The sequence below is a fragment of the Paenibacillus salivarius genome (assembly GCF_051307165.1).
In the GTDB taxonomy this organism is placed as follows: domain Bacteria; phylum Bacillota; class Bacilli; order Paenibacillales; family Paenibacillaceae; genus Fontibacillus.
The window spans coordinates 2,951,582-2,970,518 of record NZ_CP195592.1; the positions used below are offsets into that span (position 1 = coordinate 2,951,582).

Genomic DNA, 18,937 nt, shown 5'->3' on the forward strand with positions numbered 1-18,937 from the left:
TTGGTGAGAGTTGGGCATTGCCCGCTAACGGTTGTAACAGTAGTTAATTCGCCAAAAACCCTCTATTTTATTTTCTAATGGTTGCCACTGCTGTTAATCATCAGTTGTAGACTTCTTTTCCCCCGAAATTGCCAAATTAAGCGCTGTGACAACCTTTAGCAATCATAAGCGCTGATTTTTAATCCAATAACGCCTGTGACAACCGTTACGATGGAAAAAACGTCACCCCATGCTAAGCGGGTTCCTCTCTTCCTTGGATTTACATTGGCATGGCCTACTCACCTTCGCCAAACGCCATAAAAAAAGACCGGGATCCCCCGGTCTTGCTTTGGAAAAATGGAATATTCGACGACCTAGTCCAGCACCGCGGTCATATGCTCCGTCGTAATGGCCCAATGGGATGCGGTCCAGTATTTCTCTTTATCTTTTACGTAGATGATCTGGGGAGATTCATGCTTCACTCCCAAATCCTCGGCGATCTGATTCGAGACCGGACGGGTTTCAATGACCTTGACCAAATAATAGTCGATACCGTCGTTCGGTTGCTTTCCCAAGTATTGCTCGAACTCATTCAGCGCGTTGGCGCTAACCGGACAGGTGGTGCTATGTTTGAACACGACCTTTCCCCGTTCGGCGGATTGTTCCCATATATTTTTCCATTCGTCTAACGTTGTGATTTCACTCCACTGCATCATCTGTCGACTCCCTTCTAGTTTTGCGTAACTATTCCCTTAGGGTAATTTTAGCAGCAGATTGATGATACCTCAAATTTCGTTTAAAATCTTGTGCTTTTTAAGCTTACCCTTTTTTTATAACCGAACGATACATCAAGAACAAGAAATACGGAGTTCCGATCAGCATAATAAGCAGACCTGACGGAATTTCCGTCGGTGCCATAACGGTTCTTCCTACGGTGTCGGCAAGGACGAGCAGCAATCCGCCAAGCAGCCCTGACAAAATGATCGACCGTCTCGTATGGTGCCCGATCATCAACCGCACCGCATGCGGAGCCATCAGCCCGAGGAATCCGATCGTCCCCACGCTGGCAACAGCTCCCGCGGCAAGCAAAACGCCGAGAATCATCGCATATAATCGAGTTCCCCGGACCGGTAAGCCAAAGCCTGTCGAGCTATCGTCGCCAAATGCCAGCAAATCGAATTTACGCCCCAAATAGTAAGCAACCGGAAGAAGCACAATCAGAAAGACAAGCAGGCTATAAAACTGATCCCAGCCCCGGCCATAGGTCGAACCTGTCAACCATATGAAGGAAGTCCCACCTCTGAAGCTTGCTTTGATCAGCATAACTTGAATACCCGCCGAACCGACGGCAGACACGGCGATGCCGAGTAGGATGAGTACAGACGGATTCAAATTCCGGCGCCATGCCAGGAAAAACACGATAGCTGCCGCGACAACCCCACCCGCGATAGCCGCAAAAGGCAGAACAATAATATTTACCGCCGGCCATATGACCATCACAGTCATCGCACCGAATCCGGCGCCCGCGGTCACCCCGATCGTCGACGAGTCGGCCAGCGGATTCCGTACGGCGCTTTGAATGAGAACGCCGCTAATGGCAAGCGCAATGCCGGCTGCAGCGGCAACGAGCGTGCGCGGAAGCCGTAAATTCAGCAGTACGGAATAGGCTTGTTCTCCCCCGCCAAAAAGGCCGCTCAGCAGTTCGCCGATCGGGATTCTCGTCCCGCCTAAGGATAAGCTCACGAGGATGGTAGCCAGGAGCAATAGGGCCATCGCAGTCGCTAGCGGTATAAATCGCATCCGGTTCAATGACTTGCCGATACTCATGGATGACTGGCCGGAGCCCGACCCGGAAATATTCTTTATTTTCGTCAGTACGAGCCAAATAAGCCATGGCGCACCGATCACCGCCATAACGGCTCCGACCGGTAATTCGCCCGCGCTGCTCCGAACCACGCGTGCAAGCGTATCCGCCGCGGTAATGAGCAGCGCTCCCCATAAAGCACTGGCGGGTATAAGGAGGCTATGCTTTCGTATCCCGCAAAGTCTGACCAGATGCGGAGCGACCAGGCCAACAAAGCCGATCGGTCCGACAACGCTGACCACGACCGCGGCCATCAGTACCGAAATACCGAGGCCCGCCGCTTTTATAAGTCCCACCCGCTGCCCGAGCGAACGCGCGGTTGACTCATCAAGCTCCAGCGCATCGAATTGCCGGCCCGAAAAAGACGCGGCCACAAGCATCGCAACAACAAATGGCCAGGCAAAGCCGACGCCGTCCCAGTCAAGCTGTACCAGTGAGCCTGAGCCCCACAAAAATAAATTTTGCGTTTCCGTCTGCTTGAAAATATGTATTGCCGATGTAAACGCTCCAAGTACCATGGAAACGATCATCCCTGACAACGCCAGCCGAACGGGAGTGGCTGTCTTGCCTCCGCTTAAGAAATAGGCGGCAGCGGCCGCCAAAAGTCCTCCCGCGACGGCCAACAAAAACGGGAATTGATGCTGTAAGGCCGGAAAAGCAACCATCCCCAGCACAACCATAAAATAAGCGCCGGCATTTATGCCAAGGGTATCCGAGGAAGCCAGCGGATTTTTCGTGATCGTTTGAAGTAACGCGCCGGCCGCGGCGAGAGCGGCGCCGGCCAAAATACCGATCACCGTACGCGGCATCCGGATATCCCACAGCAGATTATGCTCCATTACATCCTGGCGGTTCAATAATCCATCCAACACGGTGGCTGCAGGAATACTTGCCTCTCCAAAGCCTAGACTTAGAATAAATAGAACGAAAAGGACGGCAATGCCGCCCCCAAAAATTCCTATTAACCTCCAGGACATTCCGATAGAGTTACTTTTGTGTGTATTCTCTTTCATCATTAATGGACTCATTTCGTTAATGTTTTAACCACTTCGTCGACGATCACTTTGGAAGAAACCGGGCCGCCGAATACCCAAGTCGCACTGTCTAGCGCGTAAGTGCGGTTTTCTTTTACAAAATTAAGGCCGTTCCAAACGGAATTGTCCTTCAGCTCTTTCGTGAAAATGTTGTCATTCTCCTGGACGATGTAGAGCAAATTCGTATCTTGAACCGCAGGCAACGCTTCAACCGTTGAGGAAGTGAAACCGTATGCTTCGAATGTTTCCGGTTTCCAGTCATTTTTCAACCCGATGCGGTCCAACGTTTGTACGGCAAGAGAGTTATCCGTAAATAGACGCAAGGTTGCCGCATTTTGATAGCTGAACGCTTGTGTCAGCACATAATTAAGACCTTCCTTGCCTGCCTCGGCAAGCTTTGTTTTGGCATCTTCGTAGTGCTTATCCAAGTCCGCGAGTACCTTGTCGGCTTCCGCAGTTTTCCCTACGGCAGCGGCGATCGTTTTAAAGGTATCTTCCATAATCTTATACTGGTCGCCTTCCCCTTCCTGCGGATACAAACTAAATAGCAGGGTCGGCGCAATGCCTTTTAATTGATCGTATATCGGATCATGGCTGTCTGGAACGCCAATGATCAAATCCGGCTTCAGAGCGGCGATCGTTTCCAGGTTCGGCTCGTTGCGGAGACCTACGTCCGTCACGCTATCGTCCAGCGGAGCTTCGGAGGTGACATAGAGCTTATAGTTTTCGTTGTCGGCATTACCTACCGGTTGCATGCCGAGTGCGATAAGATCCTCTGTAAACGTCCATTCCAATACCACGACTTTTTGTGCAGGCTTGTCGAGTGTTATCTCTCCCTTAGAGTCTTTCAACACGATAGGACCGCTGGACTCGCTGCCCGAATTTGCCGCGGCGGCGTTGCCTGCCGTATCGTCGGATGCGGAATTATTCGATTGGCTTGAGCCGCAACCCGCAGCAACCAACAGAACAGACATCACCAATAATAAACTCAATAACCTTTTACGCATTCTCAGATCCCCCTAGTTTCTGATAATCAGCACATTCTATGTAATAAGCTTTAATAATGAATGATAATGATTATCATTGTTAATCATATTAGCTATGATATAATCGAACACCGGGAAAGTCAAAGAAAATTTTTCAAAACTATAATTAAACGGGATCGCTCTAACCTCGAAGCTCCGTTTTCTTTCGATAGAATGCGGTTAACGACGGGTCGGACAAAATCAATCCAGCTAGCGTCAGTAACATGCCAATGGCAACAAATATTGTAATCGGTTCGTGCAAAATCGCATAGGAAGCGGAAACGGTCACCGCCGGAACGAGATAGATGTATGTGCTTGTGCGTACCGCCCCGAGAACGCCGACGCTCCAATTCCAGGTGACAAAACATAAAGCCGACGCTCCCAAGCCGAGAAACAACAGATTAAACAATTGAGTTTCGTCCCCAAATCGTGAAAGATCGAATCGGAAACCCGGAAGGAAGCAAACCGGGAGCATAAAAACGAGTCCGTAAAAAAATACCCGCCGGGTACAACCGATGGCCGGCAGCCCCAGCCCGCTGATTTTGCGCATGAGAATCGAATATATCCCCCATACGATGCAAGACAGGAAGGCCAACGTATCGCCGATCGGATTCAGCGCCAATTCCCGGGTGCCGTGAAAGGAAATGAGCGCAATCCCCGACATCGCCAGCAAAAAGCCGATCAGAAACCGAAGATGCAGCGACTTTTCTCCAAGCAGGAAATGCGCGAGAACTGCCGTAATAAATGGGGCCGCGGATACGATGATCCCTACATTGGAAGCAAGCGTATATGTTAAAGCGATATTTTCCAATAAAAAATAAAGCGTTACCCCGGTTAGCCCGGCTCCTGCAAATAGAAGCTCCTCCTTGAACGGCCTGAACGGCATTCTCTTGGGATATATGACCCAAAGGAAGCAAAATCCGAGCAAAAAACGAAACAGCAGGATTTCATACGGAAGAAAATCCTCAAGCATAACCTTGGTCGAAATAAACGTGGTTCCCCAAATCAATATGGTCAAAAGCGCGGCTATGTGTCCAACCGTGGTGCGGCTATAACCTTCATTCATCGGTTTTTCGCCCTCCCGGCGGGCGCGGTTGCCGCATCCTCGCGGAATATTTTCATATATTGGCCGGGTGTGAGACCGATATATCGCTTAAAAAAATGCGTAAAATGGCTCTGATCGCTAAATCCGGTACACTGGGCGGCTGCGGCGGGAGTTACGCCCTGCTCCAACAGTTTTTTCGCGGCACCGACTCTGATCGTCTCCAAATAATTGTACGGGGATATCCCCATCTCCCGGGTAAAGGAACGTATAAAATGATATTTACTGAGCCCCGCGAGGCCGCTTAACTCATCCAGCGTTATTTTTTTCGGGTAATGGCTCTTCATATATTCACATACGTTGCGGAAACCGTTCCCCTTGTCCCCTGTCGCCGGCTTCGACGCAATCCCGGAATAATCTTGGATAAGCTGACCCATGAGAACAAAAAATGCCTCTTCCTTCATGAAATCCGTCTCGCCGTCGACGATCCATTGGTGCACTTCCTTGAGCGAGGCCGCAAGCTCCGTGCCGCGAAGGACCGGTTCCTCGAATACGGGCAAATCCTCCCTTCCTCCAATTTCGTATGCCAGCCTCAACATGCGGTCCGCCCCGATATTGAGACAACGATAGTCCAACACATGGTCATCGATCTGCTCGCAGGAGTGAATGACCCCCGGATTAAAAATAATCATATCCCCCGGGTAAATGATATACTCCCGTTGATTGCACTCCAGGAACCGCTCGCCTTCCTCAATAAAACCAAACACGTAATAATCGTGAAAATGATGCGGAAACTTTTGCATAATCCCCTCAAACCGGTAAGCTTCCACTTCCAATTCTGCATCGTAGCAAACGGTTCTTTTTTCTTTGACCATGATGTAACCTCCTTATGTATTCCCCTCCAGTCAATATACCAGACTGAATTCCATAATCATTGAATGATATTGCTCAAAATCTATCTCCAAAGAAAAAACCGCGATATCCGCGGTTTACCTGCACGTGGGATTATTCTTTTGATAGATGAATCAAAGGATAAGGTCTGCCCGAGTCATCCAGTTCGGAACGTCCGGTTTGAACAAACCCAAGCCGCTGATAGAAAGCGTATGCCCCTTCATTTTGTTCATTGACATCGACTTGCAGCCTTGCGCCTTTTAACCTCTCCGCATGCTGAATCAATCGTCTGCCGACGCCTTGGCCATGATGAACGGGATCGACAAAAAGCATTTCGATTTTAGTTCCGTTTAGGCCGATAAACCCTATCGGTTGTTCTTTTTCATTGACTTCGATCCAAAGCTCAACCTCTCGTAAAGCCCCGTTCCGAACAAGATTATGGTAAAATTGAAGATCCTCTTCGGACAAAAATGAATGCGTATGTACTACGGCCCGGTGCCAAATATCCACCAGGGTATCATGATGATGTTCCTCGAAAGGAAAAATTGCGTTTGTCATCGTTTCTTATAATCTCCTTACCAAATTTTCATTTCAACACTTAAAACGTAAAAAGTCGGGAAAAGTTTTGGATCCAACACAAATGATTACATATAATATATTATGTAAACTTATTACATGAACGAAGAGGGATGCATGAAGCAGCCCTCTCATACCTTATTTCTCGTTCAGTTGCGATAGAGAAACATCCTGCTCGTTTTCCGGTTCACCCAGCGGAAAGATTCTTGCGGTTTCGTTTTTTTCATCCACATGCTGAATGTAGATCGGGACACCGTTAAGGGTAACGTCCACCATTGTAGGTGAAGAAACAATTTCTTTGGCGCGCTGACTATTCATGCTATTCCTCCTGGAAATGATGGTCGCGAATTTGGAAAAACGCTTCATTCATAAGTTAACCCTACAGGTTTACGGTTATGCAGTTAAGCCCCTTAAATGCCGTTCGATGTTGGTTCGTCTTCTCCATATACATAGACTTTTAATGATGTTACTATGAACAGAGGAAAAAGCTCCCATACCATGTAACAATACGGTAGCCAAAAATTAAAAGCTTCTGGGGGAACTTATGGTTTTCTTTTTATTATTGGCCGGAGCCGCCGTGAATGCCGTTCTATGCATCATTGGGGGCGTTATTATTATTGTGGGGATCGTATTCTATCTCATCGGACTTCCTCAATCCAAACGTACCGAAAAAAGCAAAATCCGGGATATGATCCATTATAGTCTTCCCATCCTTACAACTTTGCTCATGATCATTCTATACATGGTTATCACCTACTGGTGCGCCCGAACAGAAGGAACCTTGGCTTTCTCCCGATCCGTGCCGGCCGATGTCGAGCTCCTTCAGGCAAAGAAACTTGTATTTTGGGGAATCCTACAAGGTGTATATTCCCTTGTCGCTTTTAAATGGCTGCTTCCCGGTTTGATCGGAGAATTGGGATTGAATCGGAGACAGAAATGGTGGATATCGTTTGGAGCCATCATCACGGTTGCTGGCGGGGGCGCTGTGTGGCTGACGTCAGCCATGTAAACGCCTTATTACCGGAAAATACGAAGAGCCCGCTTTTAAAGCGGACTCTTCGATCGTAACTGCTTTTCACGACCGACGACTGTCAACTCCACAGCACCAACAGTTGCTCCAGTCCTTGTTGAAGCTGTGGTTCCGCTTTGCGTATCGCCCCGGCCAGTTTGTTCCGACTCCTGAAAATCCGGCTAAGAACCAGCTCACGTTCATAACCTTTTTTGTCTTTCAGTGCTTTAGCCAGCGCTTCGGCAAGCTCAGGACGGTCGATGGTTGCTTTTTTGACGTGCCTTCCCTCGTCGCTGCCTCCCATCAAAATGGATACGAAGACCGGCATATGCTCCGCCTGAAAACCATGCGCCTCAATGAATGCCTCCGCATATCCATCCTGCACCATTTGATGCTCCGTATCCACAAGTTCCATATAGCGTTGAACTAACGGAAAATAGGATTCGCTATATAAGCCGAGACCCATTACGGCATATGTACCCGGCATCACCGATTTCTCGCCCGGAACGACATCCCGGTACCAAGCGAACTCCTCCATGGCTATTTCCGCATACTTCGCAAGCTTTGGAAATAAGGCCGGATAATCGAGCGCATTGGCAAAAAATTGGTGCAACTTGGATTTGGCAAGGTTTTTAATAGGCAAGAACTTCTTTTGGCTGGTCTTTAACTTCAATGCGTAGCTTTTGGGAAAACCTTGCTGCAGGAGATTGATGATATAATCCAATGCTTCCCCGTAAGCGCCCTCCTCTTCCGAAAGAATCCGGATGTCGATCGTCTGCGTAACATCATTATTCCCGGCTTCCATCCGATTTCCCCGATAACTGCTCGCATATTTCCCGCTGCCCGATTTCAAATAATCCACAGCCTGCCTGGATCCCAATTGCCCCGCGAGTTCGAGGTACTTCTGCCGGGTATCCGGTTCGGTAATACCGACTTGAAGCGCAACATAAAGGAAAAAGTCCAGCTCTCCGGCATCCGCAGAAGGAGGGTTCGTCCCTTCTTTTAGAATCCATTCGCTCCCGAACTCGTCGGTAAGGGTAAAATGCTTCGGCAGAAAGTAATCCTGCGCCCAGCTCTTGAAGGCGGAAGTATAGTGCCTGGTCCATTCCATTTTTCGGTTTGGATTCGAATCCAGCTTGGCCGAAAGCCGGCGGATCCATGGATCGATCTCTTCCGGTACCTGTTTCGTAAGGTCAGGATTGACCAAATGATGGGCGAAAAAGAACATATCCCGGTCTCCCGGCAGTATAGGCGGATCGGAGAGAATTTTGGTATGGACAAACTGCTCAAACGACTTTCGAAGCTCGCTGAGCTTGGTTTCATGAACCATTTGACGGTTAAGGATCAATTTCGAGCTCTCCCGCTCAAATTCAAATACGATTTCAAACCGGTAGTCAAAAAAGCGTGGCCCCAATTTATCCGAAAGGTACAGTTCATCGACAAACTCGCATAAGGCCGGGAAGAACTCTTCGGTGAGCTGCTTATCGCTTAACTCCTCTATATAAGAATCTGCTTCCATTTTATAAGAGCTGTCACTCCAGGAGAAAGGCTCGTAGACATCTATATGAACTTTCCCGTCCGCCCCGTTAAACTTGCCTTTTCTCCAAGCCACTCTCAGGTAATTCATGATTCCTGCCTGCAGCTTGCTTTTATTTTTGAGCTCGCTGATTCTTTTGCTTTCTTTCGAGTATATGGAAGTGATTTCCTCCGAAACTGCATCAAGAAATGCTTTCGCGGCCTGGTCCAATGATCTGCCTCCTGTTCAAAAGCGTCGTTTCTTTCGGTCTTCATCGTTACATGGAAGAATAATTGATAATGACGGCTTCACGGCTGGTTTCATCATAGGCGATCCACAAATCATCGCCCACCTCTACCCCGTACACCGGCTCAATCGTTTGGTATATACGGTAACTGATGCCGCCTCGTTCCGCCGTAATTTCCGCAAGCGGCCGTGAGCCATACGTTCCCGCATATCGAACCGAGGTTACTTTGGCCGCCCCCTGCTTCGCTTTGTGCAATCGGGCTTCTTTGAGATAGTCGTCTTTTCTCATGACGATCGGGATCACCACGCCTGCTTTTACCGGGAGACTTTTCGGTACAAAGAGACTGTTTATCTTGCGAATCCGCTCATGTCCCTCGGATACGATGACTTCCAGAATCTTGAGCTGCCCGTTTCCAATCGTTATCGGAAGCTCTTCTACTCGGATCACTTCTCCTTGCAAGGAAATTTGCTCCGCATGTTCAAAACCGTTCCCCTCTCCATAGCTGAAAAGACTCACAGTTCCCTGCATGGATGCAAGGCTCGCATTCTCTCCAACACGATACTCGAACCCGGAAGGTTGAACGACCGGAACGGAATATTCACGTCCATTCGCCGAAAAATGCAACAAAAGCGCTTGTCCGCGGTTCACTTTGCCATGGTTTTCGATGCGCGTGAGCACTGCGCCTCTGATCACTTCCGGAATCCGCTGATTATTGTTCTGCAGATCCTCTTGGCCAAGGAAAACAGCCCGGTTCTTCTCCCGGTTATAGCTGATCATCACTTGATCACCGATGTTTGCGCCATCCAGGAAAGAAATGACTTTCTTGATGGAAACCTCTTTTATTTGCCCCTCATCCTCAAAACGGACAACAAAGCGGACTTGCGGTAAATTGTTCACATAGACGCCCGTTTGCTCCATATTGACGATCGTCCCCGGGAGATGCAGCCCTTCGGCAATCTTCTTCCTTCTCGATCCCATGAGAAGACGAGGAAGAAGAGCCACACCCGTGAAGGTAACTACGGGAATCAATACCCACACCAACCAATTGATGATCAGCGCGCCGCCCTCTTTTACGTAGTTCCAGAAGCTATGAACGGAAAGACGATCCTCGCCTTCGGAAATCATCCATTTTTTGACCTGATCGTTACTCAGTAGCATGGACTTCTGGCTTATCAAATTCAATGAGCCTGTCTTTTCGTCCCCACCAACGTAAAATAGCACCTCGCTTCCCGTATCTTTAAAAAAACGGGTTTCGTTTTTAACCAATTCCTCATAGGAAAGCTTTCCGAGAAGTCCTGTGGCATCCGCAAACTCCCCGGTCTTCTCGTTGAAAATATAACCGAGCACCGAACCGTTAAGCTCATCTTCCGCGGTCGATCCGGCAATCAACACTTCTTCGTCGTTCAGCAGGAAAATCCGTGATTGGTAAACGGGCTTTGGCGTCGGTACAGCATCGCCCCATTGACCTTCATTTGCGTCATAAAACCTCGCTAATCCGGGATAATCGCCGTCCGTACGAATAAGCTTGGCATTATCGATTCCAAATGGCTTGGCAAATTGGGCGCTTGCCCGGTCCTGAGCGGCAAAAGGGGTTTCATCCGCGTCCTGCATAATCACCAACGGACGTTTGTTTTGTCCGAAAATACCGCTAACATAAGCCGTGCGGTCATCTTTTAAATCCACTTCGAAGACCGGAACCGCTTTATCGTTCTCAAAGCTCCCGTGCACTTCGCTTACCCGGACGGGCCTCGCCGGAAGTAGATCCGGATCGTTTAAAAGAACCGTATCCAGTTTACCGCCCTCGATTAGAGCCAAATACAAGACGGTATTCTGCGTCTCCCCCGTCACTATTAACCTTCCTCGCCATGAATAAACTCCCGTGCTCAAGTAGTTAGGGTCTTGAATCGTTCCTTGCGCAAGTTCCTCGTTCTCGCCGGAAGGCAAGAAGTAATTAAGCTGAAGTCCCGAGCTGTCATCATAAGTGGGAACAATGACGCCGCCTTGCTGGTAGGATACGACGTCCAGCTTGCCGTGTATATTTCTGCGTATGGTTGTCTCCTTCATTAACGTACCGGTTTCGGTATCAAAAACACGAGCCCTGTAATAATCCCAGTTGTTTTCTTCGGATAACCCCAACACTTTTTTTCCATTATCGAGCATATAAACTCCGGTAAATGAGGGCAGGTGATCATCGATATTCGTCAGATAACCCCTGTAGTCGTTCCATACGAACCAGCTCAAAATGATCGCGGGCATAAAAAATACGAGATTCATAAAAGATATTGCGCGAATTTTCATCTGTTTCTCCCAAATTAATGAAGTAAAATAAGTTCCGAAATTAAACCTGATGCGTGGAAAGGCTCACGCCTTACCCGATTGTGGCGACCACATTTCCATCCTGGTCTTTGATGTTGGTTTTAACGATTTGAACGATCATGCCTTTATAGGAAGTAAGCTGAATCGTTTCTTCCAACGGCTGCATTTTTTGCGAAAGCTCCTCCGTAGCCGCTGCGTCCAACTGCAATCGCACTTCTTCCTCGCCCGCCTCGTAACCGGTTACCCCGCCCGGCTCCAGGATCAACCGCAAGCCTTGGCTTGCCAGCGTCAAGGATTTGCCTTTCAAAAGGCGGCCGCGAAGCAGTTTGCTCACCGTTCCGGCCTGTTTGGCTCCCAACGTAAGCGTGGCCGGCGTTTTGCTAAACAAACGTTTCTTGCCGGGCTCCCATGCCAATTGATCCACGAACAAAAACCCCGTATTGGATCCATCCCGCTCCATTCCGGATTGAACGGCTTCCGCAATGGCAGGAATCTGAAGCAAGCAGTCCCGTGACAAATCCGTAATGAAGCCCGGAAGAGCCTCTTTGGAGGCTTCCAGCACGCCGAGCGTGCTCCATGTTTTCATCGCTTCCAGCTCGTCTTCCGATATGCCAACCATTTGTAGAAATTCTACACGTCCATTGGGCGTGTGTACGGCAGGTAGCTCGGGATCTTCGATGAAGGCCAGTGCGGTCAGCTTCGTGTCAGCTCCCTCGCAAATCGGGCCATTGGCATCCAAATAATCGCCTGAAGCGAAAATATTTCCGCTGTTGAACACATATCTGCCCATATTTTGAAGCAAATTCAGCGCCCATGCCGGTGGTTCTTCTTCATTTTCCTCTCTCGCGACCCGAAAAGTCAGCTCAAAACCGTAACCGCTATAATCCGGATTTTCCGATTCCTTATCGTAAAGCTCGGAGAATCCGAAGGTAACGATATGCCAATGAGGGAACGGAGTATCGGCCTGATATGCACTGAGGCCATCCAACGGGTCCTTTCCTCCCAAAATATAAGGAATTAAAGTGCCGTAATGTTTCGGCTCCTGATCCCCGTAAAGTTTCTTCATTTGTTCTTCGATGGCATCCCAACCGGATGCGTTGACTTCCTCGTTGACTTCCTCGCTCATCCTTACCCCTCCATTAATCGTCGATCACGATCATTTCATAAAATATGTACATAAAAAATAAAAATCAGGAGATCGGAGTCCCTATTGTCCATTGATAGATAAAAAAAGGGAGGGATTCCACAGCCTGATTATTGTTAGTATACGGCCTAATGAAGCCATCAGGCAACCGTTTTGCCCTAAGCTATATGGCAAAAGATTCCTTTGGCCTACTCGGATAAGCCTTTGTACCTTATGTAAATTCGCCTGGAAATTAGATCAAATGACTTATATGTAATGAACAAAATTTTATGGCATTACATGGTAATCCCTCCTCTTCTTTATGAGATACTATTTCACCGTCTGACCTAGTCAGAATCCAATGCTATAGCAACCCATTAGGCATGACCGGTTTTTTTAGCCAGTGTTCGTCCGTTTGGACATGATTTTTACGAACGAATTTGGCGACCGAGCGCTTGAATTCCTCATAACGGAATTCGGTTGCTAACCGGACAACATAACCTTCCTGCTCCCCACCGCAAAGGGATTGCTTCGTATAGCATTCTCTAGCGGCCTGCTCGCTCCAAATTCCCCGGAACAATACGGGGACAAGCGGGATTCCTAACTTTTCGGCCCATTCCGTGGTTTCGTCCCAGGATAGACAAATATTCCGGTCGTTCCAAACCGAGAAGAGCAAGAAATAGCCGGGCAAGGAAGAATAGTGCAACGAATGCTCCGCATACACATTTTCTCCGCACAGACGGTAACCCTCCGGAATCATATATTTGACTCCCCCATGCAGCGTTTTCACATAATGCCTGGATGGGTGATCCTTACTGTCAAGCGACCTGGCGTGAATGAAGTCCCGGTACATCGTCGTATTTTCCCCGTCCATCTTTTCCGTGATGACAACCTCCAGGCCGGTAAAATGGTTCGTATCCCGCAATATTTTATCATCGTCGGTATAGCCTCTGGACCAAGGCAGGTGCATCGTTTTCGGATATTTTACTTTCATAACATCACCTCTATTTGGCGAATGTGTCGGCTTCCGCAAAGAAATACAGTTCCGCAAGCATCCGGTCGCCAAGCAAATGATAAATCTTCGATGCTCCGGCATCCCCGCCATGCAAGATCTCCATATGGAAGCTTACCATGTTCACCACATGCATAATAAAATCGTCGTCGTATCCCAGTTGCTTTAGTACGTGGCAGGCAATGCCCGCGGATACATGCTCATGACCAAAGTACGAGTAATATCCCCGGTTCGGTTTCCAAACCTTGCAGAACGGTTTTCCCGCGTCATGAAACAAGGCTGCCATTTGCATTTCCCGCAGATATTCGCCTTCGTAAAATGCATGAATATATTCCAGAACGGCATACGTATGCTCGGAAAGCGTTTTGGAATGATAAGGATTTTCCTGATCGAAACCCAGCATCACGCTGAAATATGGAGATTCATGCAAATATTCAAAAAGTTCGTCATGACCGGGTTTCCGGTCAAGAACCCGCTCAAGCTCAGCACGGTCGAGCCCTGTTTCGGCAGAGGCATGAACGATATGCAATCGGTCGAAACCTTCGGCAAGTACGGGAAACTCGAAGTTTTTGATGTACTTCTCCAGCACTTTATCATCTAACTTGCGTTTTCTTTCCCGTACCCGTTCTCTAACCGTTTCGTAAGGCGTTATACAGATATGGCATTCCACCGGCACACCCTTAAATCGCTTCAAAAATTGGATCCGTCGGTCCCGAGCGACGTTCGTGGCGTCAAAAACGACGTTTCTTCCGGACGCCAGTGCTCGTTCGATCTCGGCATAAGCTTCATCAAAGATCCGGTAGGTGTTTCTTTGCCGCGATTCGCTGCCGAACAACCTTTCCCGGATCGTATCCGTGGCCACCAGAACGGCTCGTTCGTGCTTGCAGCATTGCCGGGCATAATAACTTTTTCCGCTGCCCGGTATGCCTGCCAACATGTGTATTGTACTCATTTCTCTCTCACCTCCTTTCCGTGAAATTAAAAGAACCGGAAGACGAATCAAAAACACATTCAATCCCCGATTCAACAAGTACAAATTGATTGAGCTTGCTTCCGAAATGTAAACATGCTTGTCAGAATTGATTACCAGCGCAACGGCTCTTGATTCCGCCACGATCATGTAATGCTATTTTCATACGAATTTTACCATCTTATCAGGATACACGCTGAAACCATGAAGCGATAGGTACGAAAGACACAACCGGGAATCGGCGAAGACTTCAAGTTTATAGCCGATGAAGACGATGCGCTACATCGGGACGGTGTCGTTTTCTAGTTTTCGATGGATCTTTTCGCAAATCTGATGATAGTACGATGCCTCATGTGGCACGAAGTGAGTCTTGATTACGGATTTCATCGTATCCGTGATTTTTCCGGCCGCATCGACGAGGAATCCCTTGATTTGAATCTCATCCAGTTCCCCCGACCATAATCGGTAAAAATCGTAAAACCTTGTTTTGAACAGGCCGGAAACCTCGGCGATTTGCAAATGAAAGTCCTTGAAAGTCGGATTGGATCTGTACAGGAAAATATGCGCAAGTTCCTTATCGATAAAATGGTCTTTTTCAACGCAATAATCCAAGACTCCCAAAAACTCCAGTTCCTGCGGAGAAACCTCTATCCCCAGTTCTTCTTTGATCTCCCGAACCCCGTCCGAAACGGATTCATGAGCCAGGATATGACCTGCGGCGGTAATATCCAAAAGATTCGGGTAATCTTTTTTCATTGGGCTTCGTAACTGAAGATAAATATAGTCCGTGTCCCCTTCTCTGGAAACGATCCAGCAATGGAACGCTTCATGCCAAAGGCCGAGCCGATGCACCTCTTCTCGCGTTGCGTTGCCGATATGCTTCTGCTCATCATCGAAAATTTTTAGCAGTTCCTTTTGCGGATCCATGTGCATGTGGTAGGACCTCCCTATGAAATCTATGAAACCGATATTGTCCCAGATTATACCACATGTACTGTTGCAACACTAAAATGCTGGGGCTGCTATTAGGCATAAAAAAAGCCTGCACAACCGGAGTTGATTCCGGTGTAACAGGCTTACTTCTGAATGTCAACCATTCATCTCGCGCGAAACCGGCGATGAAGTTCATAAACTTGTTCCGCCAGTTCGGGTACCGGGCCGTCAATGGCAGTATCGCGTATGACTTCCTGGATCGGAAGACTGCGGACGCGCGATGGCGCAACTCCCAATTCGCTTAACCACTGCGACAGCTGTTCGGAGGAACTTGCATAGACGATTCTTCCTAATCCGACCCATCCGTGCGCTGCGGCACACATTGGACAGTGTTCCCCCGACGTATAAACCGTTGCTTTGCTTCGCTCTTCCACCGTCATATGATTGGCCGCCCAGCGCGACAGCGCGAATTCCGGGTGCTGCGTATGGTCTCCGCCGGCTACATGGTTGTGGTCTTCGAAAAGCACTTCGCCGGACTCCGAGACAAGCAGCGAACCAAACGGTTCGTCACCGGTCCGGAGAGCCTCCTCTGCAAGTTCGATGCATCGCCGGAGATGCTTTAGATCCGTTTCATTAATCATGACTGAACCTCCACGATCCTCTTTATTTAACATTTGCTAGATGTATTCATGTTAACATGAGAATCCCTAAATGAAAAATATATTCAGTCCTGTGTTTACCATTCCGGCGGGCGAATCGAGGCATGCATTTTAACGATCATGCGGTAGTATACGTAGACGATGATATACGCTACCAAATAAGAGAGGAAAGTATAAAAAATATTCCATCCGTTACCATACCGGACCTTGTCCGCAAGATATCCCGAATACTCAAGCAGAGTCGTAACCATCGTTGTAACTATAACGCCGACCATATGACTTATTCGCGTCTTTCTAATCCAGAAAACCATAAAACAAGCCAGTACGGGGTATATGCCCAAATCTAAAGGCAATGCCGATACGGACTCATCGGTGGGGGTCGAAGGGTTAAAAGACCAAAACTTGAAGTAAAAGCCCAGTTCATTAATGATCAATGTGACCAGACTTGCAATAGGCATAGTAATTAAAATGATGATCGGCGACTTCTTGAACAAATATAAGCCGAAGAGCCATGGAATAATAAAGCCCGCTATCGCATTAAAGAGCAAAAACAATCAACTCCCTCAAGTCCATTATGATCGAAAGGAAGCCTCTTCATTCGGTTCGGGCATGTATATAACATTTTTCATAGTCCTGGAAGGCAATAAAAAAGATAATTTATACCGATAAGTTTTTTTTATAACTTAACTGTATAAAGAAGGCGTGAAAAATGAAGCGAAATCCATACGAAAGATTCAGAAAACCGATCCATGCATCACTCAAACCGTTTCAGGATGTCGGCGTAATCGTTCTCTCCGCCCTGCTCGTGGCGGTCGGCCTCAATTTGTTCCTCATCCCCCATCAGCTTTTATCCGGCGGGGTTACGGGGTTAGCTTCCATTATCGGTTATGTCACCGGATGGAATATTTCGTTGGTTTACTTTTTGCTGAATGTCCCCCTCATAATCTGGGGATGGAAGGCGGTCGGTCGAAGATATATTGTCCTTAGTCTTGTGTCGGTCGTCACCACCACCTGGTTGATGGAGCTGATTCCAGTGACGCAGGTAACCAAGGATCCGATTCTCGCCTCCGTATTCGGCGGCATTATTTCTGCTGCGGGGATCGGCTTTTCGTTACGCGTAGGCGGTTCTACCGGCGGGTTCGATATCCTGGGATCCATATTGACGAGCAAACGTGACATTCCTATGGGAAATATTCTGTTTATTCTAAACGGCATCGTTATTTTAGCGCTAGGTTTTTTTCAAAGTTGGGAACTGGCGTTATACTCTATGCTTTCCACCTTCGTTAAAGGAAAAGTGGTTGACATGATTCATATCGGGCATATCAAAGTCACCTGCTTTATCATCACGAAGCAAAAAGAGCAGATGCTTTGTCAGCTCCGGAAGCTCCAACATGGAATCACTTGCATCCATTCGGAGGGGGGTTACAGTGAGCAGGAAAATCACACCCTCATGACGGTAACGACCCGTTATGAACTGGCGGCCGTCCGGAAGACGGTGATGCAAACCGATCCAAACGCCTTTATGAATGTGGTTCAATCCTCGGAAATTGTCGGGAGATTTGTGAGACCGAAGACTTAGTGCTAGCTATATCCCAGGTACCTTAGTCGATAGCGTTTTGAATATCATAGTCGCCGATTTCAAGATCCAAATCCATACCCAGTGCGAGCTTCGCAAGTTGGGTTCCGATGAAAGGGCCCATCGTTAGCCCGGACGCCCCGAGTCCGTTCGCTGTGATGAGTCCGTTCCATCCGGGAACCCGGCCGATGACCGGAAGAAAACCGGGGGTAAACGGGCGGAATCCGACCCTTACCTCCTGGAAAGTTCCGTTATCCAAGCCTGGCGCTAACTCCAATCCTTTATTCAGAATTTCTTGCATGCCTCCGGCCGTGATTCTTGTATCATAGCCTTCAACATCGTTTTCGTGTGTCGCTCCGATCACGATTTTTTGGCGGTCAAACGCTAACAAATATTGATCCGTAGGCGGCATCACAACAGGCAAATGCCCGGTATCTTCGTTGCCAGGAACCTGCAGGTGCATAATTTGCGCCTTTTGGTAGCGAACCTTGAAGTCGATCCCCAACGGAGAAAACAGTTGATTCGCCCAAGCGCCTGCGCATACGATAATCTCGTCGGCCGACAAACTTTGTCCGCCAACGGAAACTCCTGTCACGCGATCGGCATGCGTCTCGAGCGCTGCTTCCCCATGGATAAGCACGGCCCCATTTTTCCGTGCCGAACGGATCAACGCCTCACGCAACGCTCGGCCGTCTACCCTGGCTGCCCCGCTAATGTGAACGGAATGATAACCTTCAGCCAAAAGCGGAAAACTTCGGCGAGTCAAATTTTCATCCAGCCGGGTAATTTCACCGATCTCCGGTGCATCCGGCTTCCGTTGACGGGCCCTCTCCTCCATTTTATCAATTTTCTCCGCATCTTTATGAATACTGAGCGCGCCAACTTGAGCGTACCCCGTTTCCGTTTCTCCCTCGTTCAGAAGCTCTTCAATCAACAAAGGGTAATAGCGGGCGCCGCCTTTCGCCAGGCGATACCAGGCTTGGTTGCGACGCTGCGACAGCCAGGGACAAATAATGCCTGCCGCCGCGTCCGTGGCTTGTCCTTTGTCTTTGCGGTCCACAACAACGACTTCGGCCCCTAATTTCGCCAATTTGTAGGCTGTCGATGCTCCAAGAATCCCTGCTCCGATAACGATGACTTTCTTCATGTTTACATCCCTTCCTTC

18 protein-coding genes are annotated in these 18,937 nt (G+C 48.5%); 2 read left to right on the forward strand and 16 right to left on the reverse strand.

From position 1 onward, the window contains the following. Positions 1-353: 353 nt before the first annotated feature. The 7 genes from ytxJ to ACSFXJ_RS13440 form a co-directional block, all read right to left on the reverse strand. On the reverse strand, positions 354-692 hold the full coding sequence (ytxJ, locus tag ACSFXJ_RS13410) for a bacillithiol system redox-active protein YtxJ (RefSeq protein ID WP_435925760.1): 339 nt from the start codon (positions 690-692) through the stop codon (positions 354-356). A gap of 106 nt (positions 693-798) precedes the next feature. Further along, the gene (locus ACSFXJ_RS13415) at positions 799-2,856 is read right to left on the reverse strand and encodes an iron ABC transporter permease (RefSeq protein WP_435925761.1); all 2,058 of its coding nucleotides are present in this window, start codon (positions 2,854-2,856) and stop codon (positions 799-801) included. Between the two features lie 11 nt (positions 2,857-2,867). After that, entirely contained in the window at positions 2,868-3,884 is a 1,017-nt protein-coding gene (locus ACSFXJ_RS13420) for an ABC transporter substrate-binding protein (protein WP_435920856.1), read from the reverse strand. A gap of 160 nt (positions 3,885-4,044) precedes the next feature. Next, positions 4,045-4,968: a DMT family transporter gene (locus tag ACSFXJ_RS13425; RefSeq protein WP_435920857.1), complete on the reverse strand. Its 924-nt coding sequence runs from the start codon at positions 4,966-4,968 to the stop codon at positions 4,045-4,047. Beyond that, on the reverse strand, positions 4,965-5,819 hold the full coding sequence (locus tag ACSFXJ_RS13430; protein WP_435920858.1) for a helix-turn-helix domain-containing protein: 855 nt from the start codon (positions 5,817-5,819) through the stop codon (positions 4,965-4,967). Before ACSFXJ_RS13430 ends, ACSFXJ_RS13425 begins: the two co-directional genes overlap by 4 nt. Positions 5,820-5,949: 130 nt before the next feature. Further along, entirely contained in the window at positions 5,950-6,393 is a 444-nt protein-coding gene (locus ACSFXJ_RS13435; protein ID WP_435920859.1) for an acetyltransferase, read from the reverse strand. 156 nt (positions 6,394-6,549) lie between these two features. Continuing rightward, positions 6,550-6,729, reverse strand: a complete 180-nt coding sequence (locus ACSFXJ_RS13440) for a small acid-soluble spore protein H (RefSeq protein WP_435920860.1) — start codon at positions 6,727-6,729, stop codon at positions 6,550-6,552. A 226-nt stretch (positions 6,730-6,955) separates the two neighbouring features. On the opposite strand from ACSFXJ_RS13440, the gene ACSFXJ_RS13445 reads away from it, so the two are divergent. Then, complete coding sequence (locus ACSFXJ_RS13445; protein WP_435920861.1) at positions 6,956-7,420, forward strand: hypothetical protein; 465 nt, start codon at positions 6,956-6,958, stop codon at positions 7,418-7,420. A gap of 82 nt (positions 7,421-7,502) precedes the next feature. On the opposite strand, the gene ACSFXJ_RS13450 is transcribed toward ACSFXJ_RS13445, so the two are convergent. The 8 genes from ACSFXJ_RS13450 to ACSFXJ_RS13485 all read right to left on the reverse strand — a co-directional run bounded on the left by ACSFXJ_RS13450 (position 7,503) and on the right by ACSFXJ_RS13485 (position 16,744). Continuing rightward, positions 7,503-9,167 (reverse strand): DUF6138 family protein, encoded by a 1,665-nt coding sequence (locus ACSFXJ_RS13450; RefSeq protein WP_435920862.1) that lies wholly within the window; start codon positions 9,165-9,167, stop codon positions 7,503-7,505. Positions 9,168-9,213: 46 nt separating this feature from the next. Continuing rightward, positions 9,214-11,481 carry a hypothetical protein gene (locus ACSFXJ_RS13455; RefSeq protein WP_435920863.1) on the reverse strand — a complete coding sequence of 756 codons (2,268 nt, stop codon included), beginning with the start codon at positions 11,479-11,481 and terminating at the stop codon, positions 9,214-9,216. A gap of 70 nt (positions 11,482-11,551) precedes the next feature. After that, complete coding sequence (locus ACSFXJ_RS13460; protein ID WP_435920864.1) at positions 11,552-12,625, reverse strand: suppressor of fused domain protein; 1,074 nt, start codon at positions 12,623-12,625, stop codon at positions 11,552-11,554. Between the two features lie 361 nt (positions 12,626-12,986). After that, positions 12,987-13,616: an RNA ligase family protein gene (locus tag ACSFXJ_RS13465; RefSeq protein ID WP_435920865.1), complete on the reverse strand. Its 630-nt coding sequence runs from the start codon at positions 13,614-13,616 to the stop codon at positions 12,987-12,989. Between the two features lie 10 nt (positions 13,617-13,626). Further along, positions 13,627-14,586, reverse strand: coding sequence for an AAA family ATPase (locus tag ACSFXJ_RS13470; RefSeq protein ID WP_435920866.1), 960 nt, complete (start codon positions 14,584-14,586; stop codon positions 13,627-13,629). Positions 14,587-14,883: 297 nt separating this feature from the next. Beyond that, entirely contained in the window at positions 14,884-15,537 is a 654-nt protein-coding gene (locus ACSFXJ_RS13475; protein ID WP_435920867.1) for an NUDIX hydrolase, read from the reverse strand. Between the two features lie 164 nt (positions 15,538-15,701). Further along, positions 15,702-16,178, reverse strand: coding sequence for a nucleoside deaminase (locus ACSFXJ_RS13480; RefSeq protein ID WP_435920868.1), 477 nt, complete (start codon positions 16,176-16,178; stop codon positions 15,702-15,704). Positions 16,179-16,273: 95 nt separating this feature from the next. Then, positions 16,274-16,744 carry a CBO0543 family protein gene (locus ACSFXJ_RS13485; RefSeq protein ID WP_435920869.1) on the reverse strand — a complete coding sequence of 157 codons (471 nt, stop codon included), beginning with the start codon at positions 16,742-16,744 and terminating at the stop codon, positions 16,274-16,276. A 161-nt stretch (positions 16,745-16,905) separates the two neighbouring features. Between ACSFXJ_RS13485 and ACSFXJ_RS13490 the strand changes: the two genes are divergently transcribed. Continuing rightward, positions 16,906-17,775, forward strand: a complete 870-nt coding sequence (locus ACSFXJ_RS13490) for a YitT family protein (protein ID WP_435920870.1) — start codon at positions 16,906-16,908, stop codon at positions 17,773-17,775. Positions 17,776-17,797: 22 nt separating this feature from the next. Here ACSFXJ_RS13490 and ACSFXJ_RS13495 read toward each other — a convergent pair whose 3' ends face one another. Continuing rightward, positions 17,798-18,919 carry an NAD(P)/FAD-dependent oxidoreductase gene (locus tag ACSFXJ_RS13495; RefSeq protein WP_435920871.1) on the reverse strand — a complete coding sequence of 374 codons (1,122 nt, stop codon included), beginning with the start codon at positions 18,917-18,919 and terminating at the stop codon, positions 17,798-17,800. Between the last annotated feature and the right edge of the window lie 18 nt (positions 18,920-18,937).

Bases quoted from the DNA above. Each gene is read 5' to 3' on its own strand.
- ytxJ (WP_435925760.1), bottom strand. From the start codon at position 692: ATGCAGTGGAGTGAAATCACAACGTTAGACGAATGGAAAAATATATGG.
- ACSFXJ_RS13415 (WP_435925761.1), bottom strand. From the start codon at position 2,856: ATGAAAGAGAATACACACAAAAGTAACTCTATCGGAATGTCCTGGAGG.
- ACSFXJ_RS13420 (WP_435920856.1), bottom strand. From the start codon at position 3,884: ATGCGTAAAAGGTTATTGAGTTTATTATTGGTGATGTCTGTTCTGTTG.
- ACSFXJ_RS13425 (WP_435920857.1), bottom strand. From the start codon at position 4,968: ATGAATGAAGGTTATAGCCGCACCACGGTTGGACACATAGCCGCGCTT.
- ACSFXJ_RS13430 (WP_435920858.1), bottom strand. From the start codon at position 5,819: ATGGTCAAAGAAAAAAGAACCGTTTGCTACGATGCAGAATTGGAAGTG.
- ACSFXJ_RS13435 (WP_435920859.1), bottom strand. From the start codon at position 6,393: ATGACAAACGCAATTTTTCCTTTCGAGGAACATCATCATGATACCCTG.
- ACSFXJ_RS13440 (WP_435920860.1), bottom strand. From the start codon at position 6,729: ATGAATAGTCAGCGCGCCAAAGAAATTGTTTCTTCACCTACAATGGTG.
- ACSFXJ_RS13445 (WP_435920861.1), top strand. From the start codon at position 6,956: ATGGTTTTCTTTTTATTATTGGCCGGAGCCGCCGTGAATGCCGTTCTA.
- ACSFXJ_RS13455 (WP_435920863.1), bottom strand. From the start codon at position 11,481: ATGAAAATTCGCGCAATATCTTTTATGAATCTCGTATTTTTTATGCCC.
- ACSFXJ_RS13460 (WP_435920864.1), bottom strand. From the start codon at position 12,625: ATGAGCGAGGAAGTCAACGAGGAAGTCAACGCATCCGGTTGGGATGCC.
- ACSFXJ_RS13465 (WP_435920865.1), bottom strand. From the start codon at position 13,616: ATGAAAGTAAAATATCCGAAAACGATGCACCTGCCTTGGTCCAGAGGC.
- ACSFXJ_RS13470 (WP_435920866.1), bottom strand. From the start codon at position 14,586: ATGAGTACAATACACATGTTGGCAGGCATACCGGGCAGCGGAAAAAGT.
- ACSFXJ_RS13475 (WP_435920867.1), bottom strand. From the start codon at position 15,537: ATGCACATGGATCCGCAAAAGGAACTGCTAAAAATTTTCGATGATGAG.
- ACSFXJ_RS13480 (WP_435920868.1), bottom strand. From the start codon at position 16,178: ATGATTAATGAAACGGATCTAAAGCATCTCCGGCGATGCATCGAACTT.
- ACSFXJ_RS13490 (WP_435920870.1), top strand. From the start codon at position 16,906: ATGAAGCGAAATCCATACGAAAGATTCAGAAAACCGATCCATGCATCA.
- ACSFXJ_RS13495 (WP_435920871.1), bottom strand. From the start codon at position 18,919: ATGAAGAAAGTCATCGTTATCGGAGCAGGGATTCTTGGAGCATCGACA.